Below are 19,875 nucleotides of genomic sequence, written 5' to 3' on the forward strand. Positions count from 1 at the left end.
CGCAAGCCCGGCGATGACGACACAGCGCCACCGGACAAGCACCAGCGCAAGGCAGGTGACTCCGAGCCGGTGGCGCAGTGGCGGGCGCGCATGGCCGGCGACGCGGCCAAGGCCGTGTACAGGCAGCGCGCGGCCACGGCCGAGTGCATCAACGCGCTGGCACGCAACCGGGGGCTGCAGCGCATGCCCGTGCGTGGGCTGGGCAAGGTTCGCGCGGCGGCCTATCTATGGGCACTGGCGCACAACCTGCTGCGCCTGGTCAAGATCGCGCCGCTGATGCTGCGGGGCACAGGTGCGTCCGAAATGGCCGCGGCGGCGGCATAAGAGGCGTCCGCGGCGCACTCGCGCCCCGAAGGCCCGCGGGGCGGCCCTTGTAGACCCTGCGCCGACCCCGATCTCCCGAATCCGCCAGCACATCGCGGGCAACTGCATCCCATGGCTCGCCAGCCACTCGGCTAACGGCAATCAAATGCTTCTCAGGCTCTGAGTCCGCCTCCTGTTACTACAGCCTGAGCCGGCGCGCGCGGGCGAGGGCCGTGAGCGACAGGCCGACGAGCAGCAGGGTGCCGGGCTCGGGCAGGCTGCCATTGGGCAGTTCACCCACGTCGCCGCCGGAGAGCTCACCGTCATACAGGCGGATCTGCGCGACGCTGCCGCTGACGAACTCACCTTGGCCGCCGTCGAACAGGTTGTCGGCGAAGAAGGTCAGCAGATGGTCGGGGTTCGCGGCGCCATAGGTGCTGAAGTCCATCACGGTGGTCAGCAGGTCGAACTGAAAGATGCCGTCAAAGTAGGCGGTAACGTGGCCGGCGCCGTTGTTCGTCAGGGAGATGCGGTGGTAGTCGCCGAACGTGAAGGTGGATGGACCGTCGGCGACCGGATAGACCTGCAGCTTGTTGCCGGGCGAGACATAGAAGGCGTTGTCGCTGGTGCGGTCGGACGCGTTCAGGATGCTCTTCCAGGAGCCGTTGTCGACGTTGAACTTGAAGATCATGTCGACCGTGTAGGCGTTGGGCGCCGTCAGCAGGCCGTTCGTGCTGACGGACAGGCCGGCCTGCTGGTTCGCTGGCAACGCATTGCCGTTGAACTGGTAGACGGTCTGGCTGACGCCGAACACCATGTCGGTCACGAAGGCGTTGGCCCCCAGCGGGTCGATGGCCGTCAGTGCCGGGGCGCCGGCCTCGGCGGCGGCCAGCGTGCCGTTGAAGTTCCAGGTGGCCAGCGGTGTCGGCAGCGCAAAGGCCTGAGCCGAGGCCAGCAAGGTGATGCCGGTGCACAAGCGGGCGAGGGCGTGGAGCAGCTTCACGTTGGACCTTTCCGGGCGCAGCGGCGACGGGCGCTGCAAGGCCTGCCACATAGCGATTTCCGTGCCGCAAGAGAAAAGTCCTTGCGCAACAAGGCCTTGTGTTCGCGCTCCACGGATATGGCCGGTCAGATGTAAAGACGGCTGACAGTCCGGCTGCGGGGATACTTGCGGCTGAGGTGCGCCGCTCGGTCCGCCCGTCCTGACCCTGCTGATGTCCTCCGATTCCCCAAAGCGCCACCTCCGCCACGCCTTCGTCTGGCTGATCGCCACCATGATCTGCGTGCATGCCTGCATGGCCACCACGCGCGTCACCGCCAGCCTGTGGGTGCTGAACCAGGGCTATGGCGAGGCCTCGGTGGGCATGCTGCTCAGCCTCTTTGCCGTCGCGCCCATCCTGCTGTCGCTTTGGGCCGGGCGGCTGGCCGACCGGCATGGCTTCCACCGCCCGGTGGGCGTGGGGGTGGGGCTGGCCTTTGCCGGTGCGCTGCTGGCGCTGGCGGTGCAGCAGCTCTGGGCCATCGCGCTGGGCTGCCTTCTGTGCGGTGGTGCCGTCGCCGTGGCTGCGGTGGCCATGCAGCGCGAGGCCGGGCTGATGGCCGAGGAGCCGGGCGAGCTCAAGAAGATCTTCAGCTGGATGGCGCTGGGGCCGGCGATGTCCAACGCCGTCTCGCCCATCATCGCCGGCCTGCTGATCGACCACATCGGCATGACGGCGGCCTTTGGCTTCGCGACGGCCCTGCCGCTGCTGGCCTGGGCGCTGGGCCGCAAGGTGCCGCGCAACCCGCCCAAGGTGTACACCCAGAGCTTTCGCAACCGCGCCGCCTGGGACCTGTTCCGCCTGCCCGTCTACCGCCGCCTGCTGGTGGTGAACCTGGCGCTGTCGGCCGGCTGGGACGCGCACAGCTTCGTCGTGCCCGTCGTGGGCCATGGGCGCGGGCTGTCGGCGGCCAGCATCGGCCTGGTGCTGGGCAGCTTCGCGGTGGCGGCCACCGTCGTGCGCCTGGCCATCGTGCGCTTCGCCGACGACATCGACGAGGGCCGCGCGCTTCGCGCCGCGATGACGGTGGCGACGCTGACCTTCTTCGCCTATGCCTGGCTGCCCGGCACGCTGGGCCTGATCTGCGGCTCGGCCCTGCTGGGCACGGCGCTGGGCTCTGTGCAGCCCATGATCCTGGCGATGCTGCACCGTGCGACGCCGCCCGAGCGCCACGGCCAGGCACTGGGCCTGCGCATGCTGACGCTGAACGGCGCGACGGTGGCCATGCCGGTCGGCTTCGGCATGCTGGCCGTCGCCACGGCCACGGCGGCGCCGATGTGGCTGATGGGATCGCTGCTGCTGGCCGCGCAGTGGCCCGCGCGCAAGCTTTAGCGAGACGTCCGGCGCGAGGCGACCCCGGAGGCCGGCTGGAGTGCGGCCCGAAAGCCGCGCGCGGCCGCCGCGTGCGTGGCGCAAGTGGGGATGATCGAAGGAAAACGCGGTGGCAGTTGCCGGGGGCATCCGTTCTACTGGGCGGGATGCGCGATGCTTGGCGACCCGTCGCGATAGGAGCCCTCGAATGCGTGTACCGCTGTTCCGCGAGGTGATGGCCGCAGGGCGCTGCCGGGAGCCGCTGGCTTGAGCGTGCGTCTGGGCTACGGGCTGGTCGCGCTGGCGGCCGCGCTGCTGGGCCTGGCCATGGCCCTGGGGCGGGCCGACATGCCGGCGCTGGAGCGGCCCGACCATTGGCTGCAGGACTGGCAGACGGCAGTTCGCGGCCCGCTGGCGCCGGGCCGCGAACTGCCGCTGCTGCTGGTGCGCGTGGACGACGCAGCGCTGGAGGCCTCGGGTGGGCGGGCGCCCGACCTTGCCGAGATCGCGCGCGCCGTGCGAATCCTGCAGGCCGGCGGCGTGCGTGCCGTGGCGCTGGACCTGCCGCTACTGCCCGGCGGCGGGACGCCCGAGGGCAGCGCCGCGCTGGCCGCGGCGATGAAGGCCTGCGCCTGCGCCATCATCCCCTTCGCGCTGCCCGACGACGGCAAGGCCGGCACGGGCGGCGCGATCGCGCCGCTGCAGGCCCAGGCCCTGCCGCGCTACAACGATGAGGCCGCGCTGGCGCGCAGCGAGGCCTTCTACCGCCCGCGCCGGCTCGTCGCGCCCGAGGCCGGGCTGGCACAGAGCGCGGCGGGCCTTGGCCACATCAGCGCCAAGCCCGGCAGCGACGGCCGCCTGCGCCGCGAACTGCCTGTGCTGCGGCTGGACGGCAAGGTCTATCCCTCCCTGCCGCTGCGCCTGGCGGCCTTCGCGCGAGGCGCCGACTGGAGCGCCGCGCAGGTCCGCTTCGGCGCCGAGGTCAGCGTGGGCGACGCGCTGCGGCTGCCGCTGGACGAGCTGTCGCGCATCGGCGTGAACTACTACGGCCGCAGCGGCAGCTTCGACAGCGTCGGCTTCGCCGACCTGCTGGCCGGCCACGTGGGCCCGGCCCGGCTGAAGGGCCGCATCGCCGTCGTCGGCGTGTCGGCGCTGGCCGTGGGCGACCATCTGCCGTCGCCCTTCGATGCTCGCCTGCCCGGCATGGAGCGCATCGCCACCGTCACCGACAACCTGCTGACCGGCCGCAGCCTCGTGCGCCCGGCCTGGGGCGGTGCTGCCGAGCTGGCGGCCGTGCTGCTGCTGCCGCTGGCGGCTGTGCTGCTGCTCGCCAGCCGGCCGCTGGGCACGGCACTGCTGCTGATCGGCCTGGGCGCGCTGCTGCTGCTGGGGGGGGCGCAATGGGCCTTCGAGCGCCACTACCTCGTCTTCTCGCTGGGGCCACCGCTGCTGGCCCTGCTGATGGCGACGGTGGGGGCGAGCGCGCTGCGTGCCGGCGTCGAGCAGAACCAGCGCCGCGACGCCGCCCGGCGCCTGGCCGCCAGCGAGCAGCGCTACGCCCTTGCGGCCCAGGGCGCCAACGACGGCCTGTGGGACTGGGACCTGGCGGCCAACGGCGTCCAGGGCGAGGTCTACTACTCGCCGCGCTGGCTGACCCTGATGGGCCTGACCGCCGCCGAGGCCGGCCATGCCATCCAGGCCTGGACACTGCCGCTGGAGCCCGCGGCGAGCGCCGCCTTCGAGGCCGATCTGCAGGCGCACCTGGACGGGCAGAGCCTGCAGTTCCACCATGTGCTGCATTTCAACCAGGGCGGCCAGGAGCGCTGGCTGCTGGCGCGCGGCCTGGCGGTGCGTGATGGTGAAGGTGCGGGCGGCCGTCCCGTGCGCATGGCCGGGTCGCTGACCGACATCTCCGAGAGCCAGCGCCTGCAGCGCCAGATCAGCTTCGACGCACTGCACGACCGCCTCACCGGCCTGGCCAACCGTGTGCTGTTCCGCGAGCAGCTGACGCAGCTGCTGACCGGCCTGCCGGCGCCCGAGACCGGCCTGCTGCTGCTGGGCCTGGACGGCTTTCGCGCACTCAACGAGAGCCATGGCCCGGTGGCCGGCGACGCGGTGCTGGCCGAGCTGGCCGCGCGCCTGCGCATGGCCTTCGGGGCGCGCCACCTGGTGGCCCGCATCGGTCCGGACCAGTTCGCGCTGCTGCTGGCCGGTGGCGACGGCGCCGCCGTGCTGGCGCGCGGCGTGCAGGCCTTGCTGCAGCAGCCCTTCAACGTCGTCACGCCCGCGCTGCAGCTGACGGCCGGCATCGCCTGGGCCCAGCGCCGCCACGGCCCGGCCACGGCCGACGAGCTGATGGCCGCGGCCGAAGGGGCGCTGGCGCGCGCCAAGGCCGGTGGCGTGGGTCAGGTGCACGAGTTCGACGCCGCCGAGCAGCTCGTCGAGCAGTCGCGCCGCTGGCTGCGCGAGGCCATAGACGTGGCCCTGGCGAGCGGCGACCAGTTCCAGCTGCACTACCAGCCTTTCGTGCGCCTGCAGGACCGCGCGCTGCTGGGCTTCGAGGCGCTGATCCGCTGGCACCACCCGAGCAAGGGCCTCATCATGCCGGGCGACTTCATCCCCGTCGCCGAGGCCAGCGGCCAGATCCGCGCCATCGGCCGCTGGGCGCTGCTGGAGACGGCCGGCCAGCTGCGGCGCTGGCAGCCGCTGGGATTCGCGGGCGAGGTGGCCGTCAACCTGTCGGGCGTGCAGCTGGAGCGCGACATCGAGCTGCTGGCCGACGCCCGTGCGACGCTGGCGGCGCTGGGCGACGTGCCCGCGCGCCGCCTCAAGCTCGAGGTGACGGAGAGCACGGCCATGGCCAACCCGCAGCGTAGCGCCGAGGTGCTGCAGGAGCTGGCGCGCATGGGTTTCAAGCTCAGCATGGACGACTTCGGCACCGGCTACTCGTCGCTGGCCTATCTGCACCGCTTCCCCTTCGACACGCTGAAGGTGGACCGCAGCTTCGTCATCCGCCTGGGCCAGGGCCAGGAGGCCCGCGAGATCGTCCGCACTATCGCCGGCCTGGCGCTGGCGCTGGGCAAGCAGACGCTGGCCGAGGGCGTCGAGGACGAGAAGCAGGCCGCGCTGCTGACGCAGCTGGGCGTGCAGGTGGGGCAGGGCTGGCTGTTCGCGAAGGCGCTGCCGGAGGGGGATGCGACCGAGGTGATACGGAGTGCGCCGTGGCGACGGTAGGCCAGGAGCAGCGGGAGCTCGCCGAGGGCCGCCCAGGGCGCCTGCCGGCGGCCATCGGCAGCTTCCATTTCCATGGTGCGCGGCATGGCCACATGTTGGAAGGCAGGATTCGCATGAAGTCTTTTCAAGCCGTTGCATGGCTGCTTGTGAGTTGCACCCATCTGCAGGGAGCTCACGCGTCCGAAGCGAGTTGCAACGCCTCCGCCGAGAACAATCGGCAGATCGTGCTGGCCTTCTACGACCAGGCGCTCGTCAAGCGGCAGACGCGAGCGGCCTTTGAGCGTTACGCCAGCGAAGACTTCGTCGACCACAAGACCAGCCTGCCGGCCAGCACGAGAGGTGCGGCCATCGACTACCTGGAGGGGCTGATCAAGGGTCTGCCAGACCCAAGCTGGGAGGTTGTCCGAACGATTGCCGAAGGCGATCTGGTGGTCATGCATAACCGCTTCACGCCCGAAGCGAACGCGCCCGCCTACGCCATCGCCGACATATTCCGCTTGCGGCAATGCAAGATCGTCGAGCATTGGGACGTCATCGGGGAGCCAGTCAAGCAGCAGCGCAACCCGGTCTCGCGTTTCTAGCAAGGCGCGAGCACTTCGCGGTGGATTCGGATCGCCAGCGCCGCCTGCGGCGCGGCGCCGAACTTCGGATGGAGCCCGACATATGGATACGCACGGCAAGCGCAGCGTCGGTCCGGACCGCCCGGCGCTTCATCTGTTCGACGCCATGGTCAAGGCGTCGCATCATCTTCGGTCCTCCTGGAAAACGGCGCGGTTCGCGTTCTCGATCCCAGGGTCGAGCCGGGCCAGCGAACGCCGGTGCATGCCCATGAGTGGCCTTGCGTGCTTTGTGTGCTTTGTGTGCTTTGTGCGCTTTGTGCGCTGAGCTGTAGCGACCTTGTTCGCTACGACCCTGAAGGCAAGGTCCTGCTGGATTCGAGAAACCTGGACACCAGGCCGGTGGTTGGCTCGGCACTACGGGGCGGAGCGATCGGCCCCGCATTTCGTGGAGAACGTCGGAAACACCGCTCTGCACATCATCGCCATCGAGATCAAGGTCTGAGCACGGTCCGGCCCGCCCGTTCAAGCCGACGCCGCCTCGCGGCCCTGGCCTGGCCTCGGTGTCGAGCGGCCGCCTTCCGGCATCTGCTTCAGCCTCGACCGCGACAGCGCCGGCACATCGCCCTTGCTGACGCCGAGCATTGGCGGGTCGGTCGGCCAGTCCGCGAGTTGCCCCGGCCGGCCCCCCCGGAAACCGCGCAGAATGTCTGCGAACCGGGAACCGACCCCCCGCTGGAGACTGACTGAATGAGGATGACCTTGAACGGATGGCGGCCGCTTGGCCCCGTGGCGGTGCTGCTGTGCCTGGCGCTGGGCACGGCCCAGGCGCAGCTGGCGCCCAAGAACGCCCCCAGGCCAGCGGCGAAGCCCGCCATCGTCGCGCCGGCCGAGGTGCTGCCCACGCCGGTGCGCGAGCTGGGCGGCATCGAGGAGTACCGCCTGCCCAACGGCCTGCAGATCCTGCTCTTCCCGGATGCGACGCAGACCACCACCACCGTCAACATCACCTACCGCGTCGGCAGCCGCTACGAGGCGCCGGGCGAGTACGGCATGGCCCACCTGCTGGAGCACATGCTCTTCAAGGGCACGCACCGTCAGAAGGACATCCCCGGCGCCATGGCCCAGCGCGGCGTGCGCTTCAACGGCACGACGACGGTGGACCGCACCAACTACTTCGCGAGCTTCAACGCGAACCCTGACACGCTGGCCTTCCTTCTGGACCTGGAGGCGGACCGCATGGTCAACAGCCGCGTCGCCAAGGCGGACCTCGACACCGAGATGACGGTGGTGCGCAATGAGTTCGAGCGCGGCGAGAACCAGCCCTTCGCCGTGCTGGCGCAGCGCGTCAATGCGGCGGCCTTTGCCTGGCACCCCTATGGCCACGCGACCATAGGTCCCAAGAGCGACATCGAGAACGTGCCCATCGAGAAGCTGCAGGGTTTCTACAAGCGCTACTACCGGCCCGACAACGCGACGCTGCTGATCGCCGGCGCTTTCGACAAGGCCGCCACGCTGGCGCTGATCGGCCGGCAATTCGGCGGCCTGGCCAACCCGGCCGCGCCGGTGCCTCAGCCCTATACGGTGGAGCCGGCCCAGGACGGCGAGCGTACGGTGGTGGTGCGCCGCGTCGGCGGCCAGCCCATCCTGCTGGCCAGCTATCACGTGCCGGCCATCACCCATCCCGACACGCCGGCCCTGATGGTCTACGGCCTCTTGATGAGCCTGCAGCCCAGCGGCCAGCTCTACAAGCAGCTCGTCGAATCCAAGCTGGCCATGGCCGCCGGGATCGGCGGCGTGGGTGGCGCAGACCCCAACCTGAGCAGCGCCTTCGCGGTGTTGCCGCCGGACGCCGACGTGGCCAAGGTCGAGGCCTTGCTGCTGGACCTGGCCGAGGGCCGCACGGCCAAGCCGTTCGAGGAGAGCGAGCTGGCGCGCGTGCGCGACCTCGCCGTCAACAGCTACCGCCAGCAGATGAAGAACCCGGAGGGCCTGATCCAGCAGATCTCCGGCCTCGTCGCGGCCGGCGACTGGCGCCTGCTGTTCCAGCTGATGGAGGACATTCCCAAGGTCACGCTGGCAGACGTGGAGCGCGTGCGCGCCGCCTACTTCAGGCCGGCCAACCGCACGCTGGGCCGCTACCTACCGGCCAGCAGCGTCGAGCGCGTGGAGATCCCCGTCGCACCGCCGCTGGTGCAGCGCCTGGCGGAGCTCAAGGGCCCGCCCAAGGTGGAGGAGGGCGAGCAGTTGGACCCCGTGCCCGCGGTACTCGCCACCCGCACCGAGCGCCAGACGCTGCCCAGCGGCATCGAGCTGAGCACGCTGCGCAAGCAGACGCGCGGCAATACGGTGGTGCTGCAGATGCAGCTGCGCTGGGGCGAACGCGACACGACCTTCGCGCGCCGCGGCACCGACCTGATCGGCAGGCTGATGAACGAGGGCAGCGCCGGCTACAGCAAGCAGCAGCTGCAGGACGAGCTGATCAAGCTGCGGGCCAATCTCAACTTCGGCAGCGGCGACCAGGGCGGCGTCGTCTTCCTCAGCGCCGAGCGTGACACCTTGCTGCCGGCGCTGCGCGTGGCCGCCGACGTGCTGCGACGCCCGCTGCTGCCGCAGGACGCCTTCGAGCGCATGCAGAAGGCGGACATCGCCGGCCTGCAGGCATCGCGCAAGGAGCCCGAGACGCTGCGTCGCGAGGCCACGCGCGAGCACTACAACGCCGCGCGCGGCGTCGGTCCCGGCAACCCGGACTATGTGCGCAGCCTGGACGACACCATCCATGACGTGCAGGCCACGACGCTGGACGACGTGAGGAGCTTCTACGCCGACTACTGGAGCGCCAACGACGCGCGGGTCAGCGTCGTGGGTGCGCTGCCGGACGGCCTGGCCGCGGAGATCGACAAGCTCGTCGGCGACTGGAAGAAGCCCGCGGCGCCCAAGTTCGTGCGCTACATCCCGAAGTTCGTCGCCGTCCCGCCCGCGCGCTTCGACGCCATTGCCCGCGACAAGGCCAATGCCATCGTGCGCCTGCACGAGGTGTTGGCGCTGAATGCCGACGAGGCCGACTACCCGGCGCTGGAGCTGGCCGTGCATATCTTCGGCGGCGGCGGGCTGGAGAGCCGGCTGTCCGAGCGCGTGCGCCAGAAAGAGGGCCTGACCTATGGCATCGGTGCCAGCCTGGCCGCCAGCCGGTGGGGCAACGACGCCAGCTTCACGATCCAGGCGAGCTACGCGCCGGACAAGCGCGACCGCCTCATCGCCGTCGTGCAGGAGGAGGCCGCGCGCATGTCCGCACAAGGCGTCACGGCCGCCGAGCTGGCGCGGGCGAAGAAGGACATGCTCGAAGGCCGCAAGCTGGGTCGCAGTTCGCCGGGCGCGCTGGCCGGCGGGCTGCTCACGCTGGCCGACCATGGCGAGGACTGGGCCGCCGCCCAGGGCCGCGACGACCGGCTCGCCGCCGTCACCGTCGAGCAGGCCAACGCGGCCTGGCGCAAGCACATCCGTGCCGGCGATTTCGTCATCTCGACGGCCGGCGATTTCAAGTGAAGGAGATGGCGATGAAGATCGATCCCTACCTGTTCTTCGAAGGCCGCTGCGAGGAGGCCATGGCGTTCTACCAGCAGGCCCTGGGCGCCAGGGTGGAGTTCATGATGCGCTACTCCGAGAGCCCCGAGCCGCCGCCGCCGGGCATGCTGCCGCCGGGTTCGGAGCACAAGATCATGCATGCCTCGCTGCACATCGGCGGCGCGCTGGTCATGATGTCGGACGGCATGTGCAGCGGCAGCCCGTCGTTCAAGGGCTTCTCGCTGTCGTTGGACTGCCCCGAGGCGGACGCCGCGCGCGAGGCCTTCGCAGCGCTGGCCGGCGGCGGCCACGTCAGGATGCCGCTGGCCAAGACCTTCTGGGCGCCGCTGTTCGGCATGGTGGAGGACCGCTTCGGCGTGAGCTGGATGGTGGGCGTGTCGGACGACGCGAAGTGACGCCAAAGGCCCTGCAACTGCCCGCCCACCTGAAGGCCGACTGCTCGGCCTGCGTGGCGCTGTGCTGCGTGATCCCGCCCTTCGACGCGGCGCAGGGCTTCGGCTTCGACAAGGCGGCCGAAACCCCTTGCCGCCACCTCTGCGCCGACCACCGCTGCGGCATCCACGATGCGCTGCTGCCGCGCGGCTTCGAGGGCTGCGTCGCCTTCGACTGCCTGGGGGCCGGTCAGCGCCTCACCGCGCTGGCCGTGGCGCGCTTCGGCAGCGCTGACTGGCGCGGGCGGCCCGAGGTGGCGCGCTGGCTGTTCGCGGCCTACCCGCGCACGCGGCAGGCCCAGGAATGGCTGGCCCGGCTCAGCCTGGCGGCCGCCGTGTCCGGCCTGGACGAATTGCGCGCCCTGGCGGCCGAACTGGAGGCCCAGTCCTCGCGCTGGCCCGACTGGAGCACTGCCGAGCAGGGCGCCTGGCAGGCCCGCGTGCAGGCCGTGTTGGCGCCGCTCGCCGAGAATCGGGCCTCAAGCAACCGATGCGATCCATGAATTCAGCGAAATCCGGCCGGGCGGTGGCCCTGGCCGATGAACTCCAGGGCGGCGGCTGGCGCCAGCCGCGCAAGGCCATCCGCGTCGTGGCGGTGCTGTGCGCGCTGCTGGCCGCCGCCACCGTGTTCGGGCTCTTCGACCGGTTTGGCATCGTCCGTGGCGAAGCCAAGCCGCAGCGGCAGTTGATTGCGGCCGTCGACCTGCGCATCGGCAATCCGGCCGGGGCCGTCGAGCGCGGCGAGGCCAAGGCCCGGGAGGACATCGACGCGGGTCTGCTGCAGTTGCAGGTCTTCGGCCCGGCGGGGGCGCCTGCGAGGGCCGAGGCGGCCAGGGCGAAGCACCTGAAGCAGCGCTACGGCGTCACCTGGGTCCGCAGGGAGGCGGCGGCCACGCCGCTCACGCAGGCCTTCGCGGACGGCTACAACCGCGTCATGCAGGCAGAGATCGAGCGCCGCCACGGCCGGGAGTTCCTGGACGAGCTGATGCGCGGCGAACATGGCGGTCCCACCAGACAGGAGCAGACCTCATGAAGCTCATCGGCATGCTCGATTCGCCCTTCGTGCGCCGCGTCGCGATCTCGATGCGGCTGCTGGAACTGCCCTTCGAGCATGCGGCCATCTCGGTGTTCCGCGGCTTCGACGCCTTCCAGAGCATCAACCCGGTCGTCAAGGCGCCGACGTTGGTCTGCGACGACGGCAGCGTGCTGATGGATTCGACGCTGCTGCTGGTCTACGCGGAGGCCCTGGCCGGCCGCAGCCTGATGCCTGGCGCGCCGGCCGAACTGGCGCACGAGCTGCGGCTGATCGGCCTGGCCCTCGCGGCCTGCGAGAAAACGGCCCAGATCGTCTACGAGCGCGCCTTGCGGCCGGCCGAGAAGCGCCACGATCCCTGGGTTCAGCGCATCAGCGGGCAACTGCTGGCGGCCTATGGCGAGCTCGAGCATGAGCTCGCCGCGCGGCCACTGGCGGTGACGGCGGACGCACTGACGCAGGCCGGCATCAGCGTCGCCGTCGCGTGGACCTTCACGCAGTCGGTGCTGGCGGCCCAGGTGCCGGCGACAGACTTTCCCGCGCTGCTGGGGCATGCGGCGGCCTGCGAGGCCCTGCCGCTGTTCCGTGCCATCCCCTGCGACGACGCCATCGAGCTGCTCTGATGGCCAGGTCCGCGCCCCAGACCGTCTACGTCTTCCAGGGCGGGGGAGCGCTGGGTGCCTACCAGGCCGGCGTCGTCGAGGCGCTGGCCTTGGCCGAGCTGGCGCCGGACTGGCTGGTCGGCACCTCCATCGGGGCCATCAACGCGACGCTGGTCGCCGGCAACGCGCCGGCCGACCGGATCGCGGCGCTGCGCAGCTTCTGGGAGCGCGTGACGCGTCCGGGGCTGGCTCCGCACCTGCCGGCCAGCCCGTTCACGGCGGCATGGCAGACGTGGCAGACGCTGGCCAGCGGCATTCCCGGCTTCTTCAGGCCGCGCGGCCCGCAGGCCTGGGACATGAACCGCCGCGCGCCCTTGCCGGAGCTGGGCTTCTACGACACCGCGCCGCTGGCCGCGACGCTGCGCGAGCTGGTTGACTTCGAGCGCATCGCCAGCGCCGAGACGCGGCTGACGCTGTGCGCGGTGAACGTGCGTAGCGGCGAGCTGGCGCGGTTCGACAACCGCGACGGCCACACCCGCATCACCCCCGAGCATGTGCTGGCCAGCGGCGCGCTGCCGCCAGGCTTTGCGCCCGTCGTCATCGGCCGCGAGGCCTACTGGGACGGTGGCATCTACTCCAACACGCCCCTTGACGTGGTGCTGGACGACCGCGAGCGCCGCGACACGCTGTGCTTCATGGTGGACCTGTGGGACGCCAGCGAGGCCGCTCCACACACGATGGCGCAGGCGCTGACGCGTTTCAAGGACATCCAGTACGCCAGCCGCATCTGCGAGCACCTGGACGACCACGAGCGCATGCAGAACCTGCGCCGCGCGGTGCGCCTGCTGGGCCGCCGGCTCGACGCCAAGGCAGCGGCCGACCCGGCCATGAAGGCACTGCTGGCCATGGGCTGCGACGCGCACATCGACGTGGTGCACCTCGTCATGCGCGCGCTGCCCGGCGAGGATTCCTGGCGCGACATCGACTTCAGCGACGAGCGGCTGCGCGCCCGTTGGGCGGCCGGACTGAAGGACGGTCGCCGCGTGCTCAGGCGAGCGGCCTGGCGCGAACCCGCGCGCGACGGCATAGGCATGCGCGTGCACACCCTGGAGGCGAGTGAATGATGGACGTCATACGCGAGATCCACGACTACAACACTGGCCGCGATCCCGAGCGGCTGCTGCTGAAGTTCACCAAGATGCGCAGCAGCGCCTTCATCTTCCTGCGCGGCACGGCCCACCTCTTCCACGAGCGACTGCGGCGCGGCCAGCTCAAGCCCTCGCCGCCGGCCTGGTGCTGCGGCGACATGCACCTGGAGAACTTCGGCAGCTACCGTGGCGCCAACGGCCTGGCCTATTTCGACATCAACGACTTCGACGAGGCCGCGCTGGCCCCGGCCAGCGCCGACCCGCTACGCATGCTGACCAGCCTGGTGCTGGCCGCCGACGACCTGGGCCTGGACCCGGCCGGCCTGCCCGAGCTGTGCCGCGCCACGCTGGACGCCTATGCCGACGCGCTGGCCACCGGCAAGGCCTACTGGCTGGAGCGCCAGACCGCCGAAGGGCCGGTGCGCCGGCTGCTGGACCAGGTCGGCATGCGCGAGCAGGGGCAGCTGCTGGCGCGCCGCTGCGTGGGAAGCGGCAAACGCATGCGACTGCTCGTGGACGGCCGCCATGCGCTGGCCGCCAGCGGCGCGCAGGCCGACGGCGTGCGGGCCTTCATGGCGCGCTTCGCGGCGGCCCACCACGGCGGCGACTTCTACGAGGTGTTGGACGTGGTGCGCCGCATCGCCGGCACCGGCAGCCTGGGGCTGGAGCGCTACGCCATCCTGGTGCGCGGCGACGGCCGCCCGGGCGGCGCCCATCTGCTGGACCTCAAGACGGCGCAGGCCTCCACGCTGGCGCCGGCCGGAGGCTGCCGCCAGCCGCGCTACGGCGACGAGGCCGAGCGCCTCATCGCGCTGCAGCAGCGCATGCAGGCCGTCAGCATGGGCTTCCTGCATGCGGTGTCGTGGAACGGCAAGCCCTTCGTGCTGCGCGCGCTGCAGCCCAGCGAGGACCGCGTGGATCTGGCGGCGCTGACGCAGCGCGGCGGCCCGGGCCTGCGCCATTGCCTGCTGACCATGGGCCGGCTGATGGCCTGGGCGCAACTGCGCTCGGCGGGCCGCCAGGGGTCGGCGACGGCCGACGAACTGGTGGACTTCGGACGCCGCGGCCAGGCCCCCGGCAAGTGGCGCGACCGGCTGGTGCATGCCGCGCTGGACACGGCCGTGCAGGTGCGCGAGGACGCCGCTGTCTTCAATCAGGCCTTCGATGACGGCGCTTTCTCCGCCATCGCGCATGACTGAATCGGCCGGTGGCGGGCGCGGCGCGCTGCGTGCCGACCTGGTGGCGGGGCTGTGCGTGGCCGGCCTGCTGCTGCCCGAGGCGGTGGCCTATGCGGGTCTGGCGCGGCTGCCGGTCTCGCATGGCCTGATGGCCTGTGTGGTGGGGCTGGGCGTCTACGCGCTGCTGGGCCGCAGCCGCGACGCCGTCGTGTCACCCACCTCGTCCAGCGCCAGCATGGCCGCCGCGGCCGCGGCGGGCGTGGCCGGCATGCCCTTCGTCGACACGCTGATGGCGCTGACCATCGCGGCCGGCGGCGTGCTGATCCTGCTGGCGGTGATGCGCCAGGGGCAGCTGTCGGCCTTCATCTCGCGGCCGGTGCTGCGCGGCGTCGCCTTCGCCGTCGCGCTGACGGTGGTGATCCGCCAGCTGCCCGATCTGCTCGGCCTGGCGCCGCCGCCCGGCCTGGCGCCGCTGCCGCTGCTGGCCTGGGTGCTGGGCGCGCTGCCGCACAGCCATGCCGCCAGCGTGGCGGTGGCGCTGGGCACGGGGGCGCTGGTGGCGCTGCTGAAGCGCTGGCCGCAGTGGCCCGGCTCGCTGCTGGCGATGCTGATCGCCATTGCCGTGACCCGGCTGCTGGACCTGCCCGGCCGGGGCGTCGAGACGGTGGGCCTGGTCGTGCTGCCGCCGCTGGAGCTGCACCTGCCGGCCCTGAGCGACGAGGCCTGGCTGGACGTGGCCGAGCTCTCGGTGGGCCTCGTCGTGCTGGTGTTCGCCGAGTCGTGGGGCAGCATACGCGCGCTGGCGCTGCGCCGCGGCGACAGCCCCGAGGCCAACCGCGAGCTCTTCGCGCTGGGTGCGGCCAACGTGGCCTGCGGGCTGCTGCACGGCATGCCGGTGGGGGCGGGCTTCTCGGCCAGTTCGGCCAACTATGGCGCGGGTGCCGCCAGCCGCCGCGCCGGCGTGGTGGCGGCGCTGGGCATCGTGGCCATCCTGCTGTTCGCGCTGCCGGTGCTGCGCTGGCTGCCGCGCCCGGTGCTGGCCGTGGCGGTGGCGGCGGCGCTTTGGCATTCGCTGTCGCCCAAGCCGTTGCTCGCGGCCTGGGCATTGCGGCGTGACCGTCTGGCGCTGGTGGGCGCCGTGCTGGCGGTACTGGTGCTGGGGCTGCTGCACGGCATGCTGGTGGCGGTGGCGCTGTCGCTGGTCGAAGCGCTGCGCCGCTTCAGCCAGCCGTTGGTGCAGGAGCTGGCCGTGCTGCCCAACTCTCGCGACTACGTGAGCCGCAACGAGCACCCCGAGGCCCGGGCCGAGTCCGGCGTGCTGGTGCTGCGGCCACTGGAGCCGCTGTTCTTCGCCAACGCGGAGCGCATCGCGGCGGTATCTTCGCACCAGTTGCTGGCCACGCCGGCGCGCACGTTGGTGCTGAGCCTGGAGGAGAGCGGCGACCTTGACGGCACCGCGACCGAATGCCTGGTAGAACTGGACCAGCGCCTGGCCGGCGAAGGGCGCCGCCTGGTGCTGGCGCGGGTGAAGGACGCGCCGCGCGAGCTGCTGCGCGCTGCCGCGCCCGACGGCCTGGGCCGGGGCGACCGGCTGTACTGGAGCGTGGCCGACGCGGTGGACGGCGTGCGCGGCTGAGGGGCCGCAGGCGCCGTGCGCCGCGCGTACTTCAACTCATGCCCTGGTGCCGCAGCAGTGCATCGATGCGGGGCTCGCGGCCGCGGAAGGCCTTGAAGTTGTCGATCGCGTCGCGCGCGCCGCCCTGCTCCAGCACCTCGTGCAAGAAGCGCCGGCCGGTAGCGGCGTTGAACACGCCTTCCTCCTCGAAGGCGCTCCAGGCGTCGGCCGAGAGCAGCTCGGCCCATTTGTAGCTGTAGTAGCCGGCCGCGTAGCCGCCCGCGAAGATATGGCTGAAGCTGTGCTGCATGCGGTTGAACGGCGGCGGCGGCAGCACGGCGACCTCGCGGCGGACCTCGTCGATCACGTCCTGGACGCGCGCGTCGCTGCCGGGCTCGGCGTGCAGACGCATGTCGAACAGCGCGAACTCGACCTGGCGCAGCGTCATCAGGCCGCTCTGGTAGTTCTTGGCCGCGATCATCTTGTCGAACAGCGCGCGCGGCAGCGGTGCGCCGCTGTCCTTGTGGCTTGTCAGCTGCTGGAGTACGTCCCATTCCCAGCAGAAGTTTTCCATGAACTGGCTCGGCAGCTCGACGGCGTCCCATTCGACGCCCGAGATGCCCGACACGCCGCGCTCGTCGACCTGCGTGAGCATGTGGTGCAGGCCGTGGCCGGTTTCGTGGAACAGCGTGATCACGTCGTCGTGCGTGAGCAGCGCGGGCGCGTCGCCGGCCGGCGCCATGAAGTTGCACACGAGCTGGGCGACCGGGGTCTGCAGCGAACCTTCGGGGCGCAGCCAGCGGCCGCGCACCTCGTCCATCCACGCGCCCGAGCGTTTGCCGGGCCGCGCGTAGAGGTCCATGTAGAACTGCGCGATCAGGCGGCCGGCGCGCTCGACGCGGTAGAAGCGCACCGACTCGTGCCAGACGCTCGCGCGGTCGGCGCGGATCTGCACGTCGAAGGTCCGCTCGACGATCGCGAACAGGCCGTCGAGCACGCCGGGCAGGGTGAAGTAGGGGCGCAGCGCCTCGTCGCTGAACGCGTAGCGCGCCTGCTTGAGCTTCTCGCTCGCGAACGCGACGTCCCAGGCCTGGAGCTCGGCGATGCCGAGCTCGCCGGCCGCGAACGCGCGCAGCTCGGCGAGGTCTTTTTCGGCGAACGGGCGCGCGCGCTGCGCAAGGTCGCGCAGGAACGCGAGCACCTGGGCCGGGCTCTCGGCCATCTTGGCGACGAGCGAGGTCTCGGCGAAGCTCGCGTGGCCGAGCAGTTGCGCCTCTTCCTGGCGCAGGGCGAGCAGCTCGCGCATCAGCGCGGTGTTGTCGAACTTCGCGTCGCCGAGCTCGCTTGCGCGCGTCGCGTAGGCGCGGTACAGGCGCTCGCGCAATGCGCGGTCCTCGGCGTACTGCATGACCGGCATATAGCTCGGGTACTGCAGCGTGATCTTGTGGCCGTCCTTGGATTCGGCTTGCGCCGCCGCACGCGCGGCGGCGACGACGTCGGCGGGTACGCCGCGCAGCTCGCCGGCGCTCGCGAAATACGCGAACGCGTCGGTCGCGTCGAGCACATGCTCGGAGAAGCTCTGCGTGAGCGCGGCCGCGCGCTCCTGAATCGCCGCGTAGCGCGCCTTGGCCTCGCCCTGGAGCTCGGCGCCGCCGAGCACGAAGTCGCGCACCGCGTGGCGCATGACCTGGCGGCGCGCGGGGTTCAGCGCGTCGGCGTGGGCGGCGATCGCCTTGTACTTCGCGTAGAGCGCCTCGCTCGAGCCGAGCCGCGTGAAGAACTCGGTCACGGCCGGCAGCATCGCGTTATAGGCCTCGCGCAGCGCCGGCGAGTCGGCGACGGCGTTCAGATGCCCGACCGCACCCCAGGCCACGCCGAGGCGCTCGCAGGGCAGGCTCAAGCCGCGCTCGATCGCGTCGTAGTCGGCCGGCACGGCATCCGAGGTCACGGCCGCGAAGCCGGCCTCGGCGCCCGCGAGCAGCTCGGTGATCGCGGGCACGACATCGGCGGGCGTGATCGCGGCGAAGTCGGGCAGGTCGGTGATGGTGAGGAGGGGGTTGCTCATGGCTTGGGATGGGGGGAATCGCGGGGGCGGGTAGAGCCGCTCGTCAATGCAGGGTGTTGATGGCCTCGACGACGCGGGCGTGCAGGCCGGGGAGGTCCCGCTCGATAGTGGCCCAGACGATATCGAGGTCGACCTTGAAATAGCCGTGCGCCAGCGAATTGCGCATTTGATAGCTCACGGCAAGAGGCAGTTCAGGATGCGCAGCGGCGAACTCGGGGTGTCGCGTAACGATGCTGTGGCTGGCCTCGCCGAGGATCTCGAAGTTGCGGATTACGGCGTCCTGGACCAGCGCGTTGCCGAGAAAAGCCGACTTGTCCATGCCGGCTGTGTAACGCCGAATGCGCTCGATCGCCTCGGCGATATGTTTCAGGTAGTCGGGCAGCCGTCGTGAATCGACATTCATACCGGAAGCGCCTCAGCGAGCACCTTCGCGCGAAAGCCGTCCGGCAGCGCGTTCGGCGTCAGCACGTCGACGCGTACGCCGAGCAGACGATTCAGTTCGAGGCGGATCGCGCCGATGTCGAACAAGGTCGTTTCGGCCGTCGGGTCGACGAGCAAGTCCAGGTCGCTGTCTTCGCGGTCCAGGCCGTACAGCGCCGAGCCGAAGACCCGCGCGTTGCATGCGCGGTTCGACGCCACGACGGCCCGAATCGCGGCGCGGTGGCTCTGCAGCAGTTCAGATGGCCTCAAGACGGCTCCCGGCTATTCCCGCCATGATAGCCAGCCGTGTCCCGCGGCGTCGCCAGCGCGGCATCGAGTTCTGCTTCGGAGAGCACGCGGCCCGCCACCACGTCGACAAGCCCTTCGATGGCGGTTTGCCCAAGCAACAGTCGCCCGTGTTCGGTTTGGTCCGCAAGTGCGTCGTCGAATCCGGTCGTGCCCGTGCTCGGATCGGTGTTGGAATTGCGGCTGTTCATGGCGACTCCCGTTGACGACATCGTCAACGGATGATGCGGGCGCCGCCGCGCGCTTTCAAGCCCGCTCGGCAGATTCGAGCGTATTGACCAGCAGCATCGTGATCGTCATCGGTCCGACGCCGCCGGGCACCGGCGTGATCCAGCCGGCGACCGCCTTGACGCCGTCGAAATCGACGTCGCCGCACAGCTTGCCCGCGTCGTCGCGGTTCATGCCGACGTCGATCACGACCGCGCCGGGCTTGACCATTTCGGCCGTCAAGACATTGCGCTTGCCGACCGCGGCGACGACGACGTCGGCCTGGCGCGTGATCGCGCCGAGGTCGGGCGTGCCGCTGTGGCAGATCGTGACCGTCGCGTCGGCCGCGAGCAGCATCATCGCCATCGGCTTGCCGACGATGTTCGAGCGGCCGATCACCACGGCGTGCTTGCCGCGCAGGCTCTTCAGGCCGACGCTCTCGAGCATCTTCATGCAGCCATAGGGCGTGCAGGCCTTGAATCCCTGCTCGCCGACCATCAGCGCGCCGGCGCTCGCGACGTGGAAGCCGTCGACGTCCTTCGCGGGCGAGATCGCCTCGATGACCTTGTGGTCGTCGATATGCCTGGGCAGCGGCAGCTGCACGAGGATGCCGTGGATGCCCGGGTCGGCGTTCAGCGCTGCGATGCGCGCGAGCAGCTCGGCTTCGCTGAAGCTCTCGTCGTACTGCTCGAGCACCGAGTGGAAGCCGACCTCGCCGCAGGCCTTGACCTTGTTGCGCACGTAGACCTGGCTGGCCTGGTCTTCGCCCACCAGGACCACGGCCAGGCCGGGCTGGTGACCGCGCTCGGTCAGGCGGGCGGCGCGCACGGCGGCTTCGGA

19 protein-coding genes are annotated in these 19,875 nt (G+C 71.0%); 13 read left to right on the top strand and 6 right to left on the bottom strand.

What is annotated here, in order from left to right; genetic code table 11:
* Positions 1-324: transposase (locus JOY88_RS15940; RefSeq protein WP_293503616.1), on the top strand; the 324-nt coding region annotated here is incomplete at its 5' end.
* Positions 325-502: 178 nt separating this feature from the next.
* Here JOY88_RS15940 and JOY88_RS15945 read toward each other — a convergent pair.
* Complete coding sequence (locus tag JOY88_RS15945; RefSeq protein ID WP_293503617.1) at positions 503-1,306, bottom strand: hypothetical protein; 804 nt, start codon at positions 1,304-1,306, stop codon at positions 503-505.
* A 211-nt stretch (positions 1,307-1,517) separates the two neighbouring features.
* Here JOY88_RS15945 and JOY88_RS15950 point away from each other — a divergent pair, with 211 nt between their 5' ends.
* From JOY88_RS15950 to JOY88_RS16005, 12 genes are all read left to right on the top strand, one after another.
* Positions 1,518-2,675 (top strand): MFS transporter, encoded by a 1,158-nt coding sequence (locus JOY88_RS15950; protein WP_293503618.1) that lies wholly within the window; start codon positions 1,518-1,520, stop codon positions 2,673-2,675.
* A 252-nt stretch (positions 2,676-2,927) separates the two neighbouring features.
* Positions 2,928-5,888 carry an EAL domain-containing protein gene (locus JOY88_RS15955; protein ID WP_293503634.1) on the top strand — a complete coding sequence of 987 codons (2,961 nt, stop codon included), beginning with the start codon at positions 2,928-2,930 and terminating at the stop codon, positions 5,886-5,888.
* Positions 5,876-6,469 carry a nuclear transport factor 2 family protein gene (locus tag JOY88_RS15960; protein ID WP_293503619.1) on the top strand — a complete coding sequence of 198 codons (594 nt, stop codon included), beginning with the start codon at positions 5,876-5,878 and terminating at the stop codon, positions 6,467-6,469. The genes JOY88_RS15955 and JOY88_RS15960 overlap by 13 nt, the downstream gene beginning before the upstream one ends.
* A gap of 82 nt (positions 6,470-6,551) precedes the next feature.
* A complete protein-coding gene (locus JOY88_RS15965) occupies positions 6,552-6,773 on the top strand; it encodes a hypothetical protein (RefSeq protein ID WP_293503620.1) in 222 nt (73 codons plus the stop codon).
* 422 nt (positions 6,774-7,195) lie between these two features.
* Positions 7,196-9,991, top strand: coding sequence for a M16 family metallopeptidase (locus JOY88_RS15970; RefSeq protein ID WP_293503621.1), 2,796 nt, complete (start codon positions 7,196-7,198; stop codon positions 9,989-9,991).
* A gap of 11 nt (positions 9,992-10,002) precedes the next feature.
* Positions 10,003-10,425 (top strand): VOC family protein, encoded by a 423-nt coding sequence (locus JOY88_RS15975; RefSeq protein ID WP_293503622.1) that lies wholly within the window; start codon positions 10,003-10,005, stop codon positions 10,423-10,425.
* Positions 10,422-10,964, top strand: a complete 543-nt coding sequence (locus JOY88_RS15980; RefSeq protein ID WP_293503623.1) for a hypothetical protein — start codon at positions 10,422-10,424, stop codon at positions 10,962-10,964. Before JOY88_RS15975 ends, JOY88_RS15980 begins: the two co-directional genes overlap by 4 nt.
* Complete coding sequence (locus tag JOY88_RS15985; protein WP_293503624.1) at positions 10,961-11,494, top strand: hypothetical protein; 534 nt, start codon at positions 10,961-10,963, stop codon at positions 11,492-11,494. The genes JOY88_RS15980 and JOY88_RS15985 overlap by 4 nt, the downstream gene beginning before the upstream one ends.
* Positions 11,491-12,117, top strand: coding sequence for a glutathione S-transferase (locus JOY88_RS15990; RefSeq protein WP_293503625.1), 627 nt, complete (start codon positions 11,491-11,493; stop codon positions 12,115-12,117). The genes JOY88_RS15985 and JOY88_RS15990 overlap by 4 nt, the downstream gene beginning before the upstream one ends.
* Positions 12,117-13,220, top strand: a complete 1,104-nt coding sequence (locus JOY88_RS15995; RefSeq protein ID WP_293503626.1) for a patatin-like phospholipase family protein — start codon at positions 12,117-12,119, stop codon at positions 13,218-13,220. Before JOY88_RS15990 ends, JOY88_RS15995 begins: the two co-directional genes overlap by 1 nt.
* Positions 13,217-14,443 carry a DUF2252 domain-containing protein gene (locus JOY88_RS16000; RefSeq protein WP_293503627.1) on the top strand — a complete coding sequence of 409 codons (1,227 nt, stop codon included), beginning with the start codon at positions 13,217-13,219 and terminating at the stop codon, positions 14,441-14,443. Before JOY88_RS15995 ends, JOY88_RS16000 begins: the two co-directional genes overlap by 4 nt.
* Positions 14,436-16,058, top strand: a complete 1,623-nt coding sequence (locus JOY88_RS16005; protein ID WP_293503628.1) for a SulP family inorganic anion transporter — start codon at positions 14,436-14,438, stop codon at positions 16,056-16,058. Before JOY88_RS16000 ends, JOY88_RS16005 begins: the two co-directional genes overlap by 8 nt.
* A 31-nt stretch (positions 16,059-16,089) precedes the next feature.
* On the opposite strand, the gene JOY88_RS16010 is transcribed toward JOY88_RS16005, so the two are convergent.
* From JOY88_RS16010 to folD, 5 genes are all read right to left on the bottom strand, one after another.
* Entirely contained in the window at positions 16,090-18,102 is a 2,013-nt protein-coding gene (locus JOY88_RS16010; RefSeq protein ID WP_293503629.1) for a M3 family metallopeptidase, read from the bottom strand.
* Positions 18,103-18,145: 43 nt separating this feature from the next.
* Entirely contained in the window at positions 18,146-18,505 is a 360-nt protein-coding gene (locus JOY88_RS16015; RefSeq protein WP_293503630.1) for a HepT-like ribonuclease domain-containing protein, read from the bottom strand.
* Complete coding sequence (locus JOY88_RS16020) at positions 18,502-18,792, bottom strand: nucleotidyltransferase family protein (RefSeq protein ID WP_293503631.1); 291 nt, start codon at positions 18,790-18,792, stop codon at positions 18,502-18,504. The genes JOY88_RS16015 and JOY88_RS16020 overlap by 4 nt, the downstream gene beginning before the upstream one ends.
* Positions 18,789-19,019 (bottom strand): hypothetical protein, encoded by a 231-nt coding sequence (locus JOY88_RS16025; protein ID WP_293503632.1) that lies wholly within the window; start codon positions 19,017-19,019, stop codon positions 18,789-18,791. The genes JOY88_RS16020 and JOY88_RS16025 overlap by 4 nt, the downstream gene beginning before the upstream one ends.
* A gap of 55 nt (positions 19,020-19,074) precedes the next feature.
* A partial coding sequence (gene folD, locus JOY88_RS16030; RefSeq protein WP_293503633.1) for a bifunctional methylenetetrahydrofolate dehydrogenase/methenyltetrahydrofolate cyclohydrolase FolD occupies positions 19,075-19,875 on the bottom strand: 801 nt, incomplete at its 5' end.

It is taken from the genome of Roseateles sp., from assembly GCF_019237615.1.
In the GTDB taxonomy this organism is placed as follows: Bacteria; Pseudomonadota; Gammaproteobacteria; order Burkholderiales; family Burkholderiaceae_C; genus Pelomonas.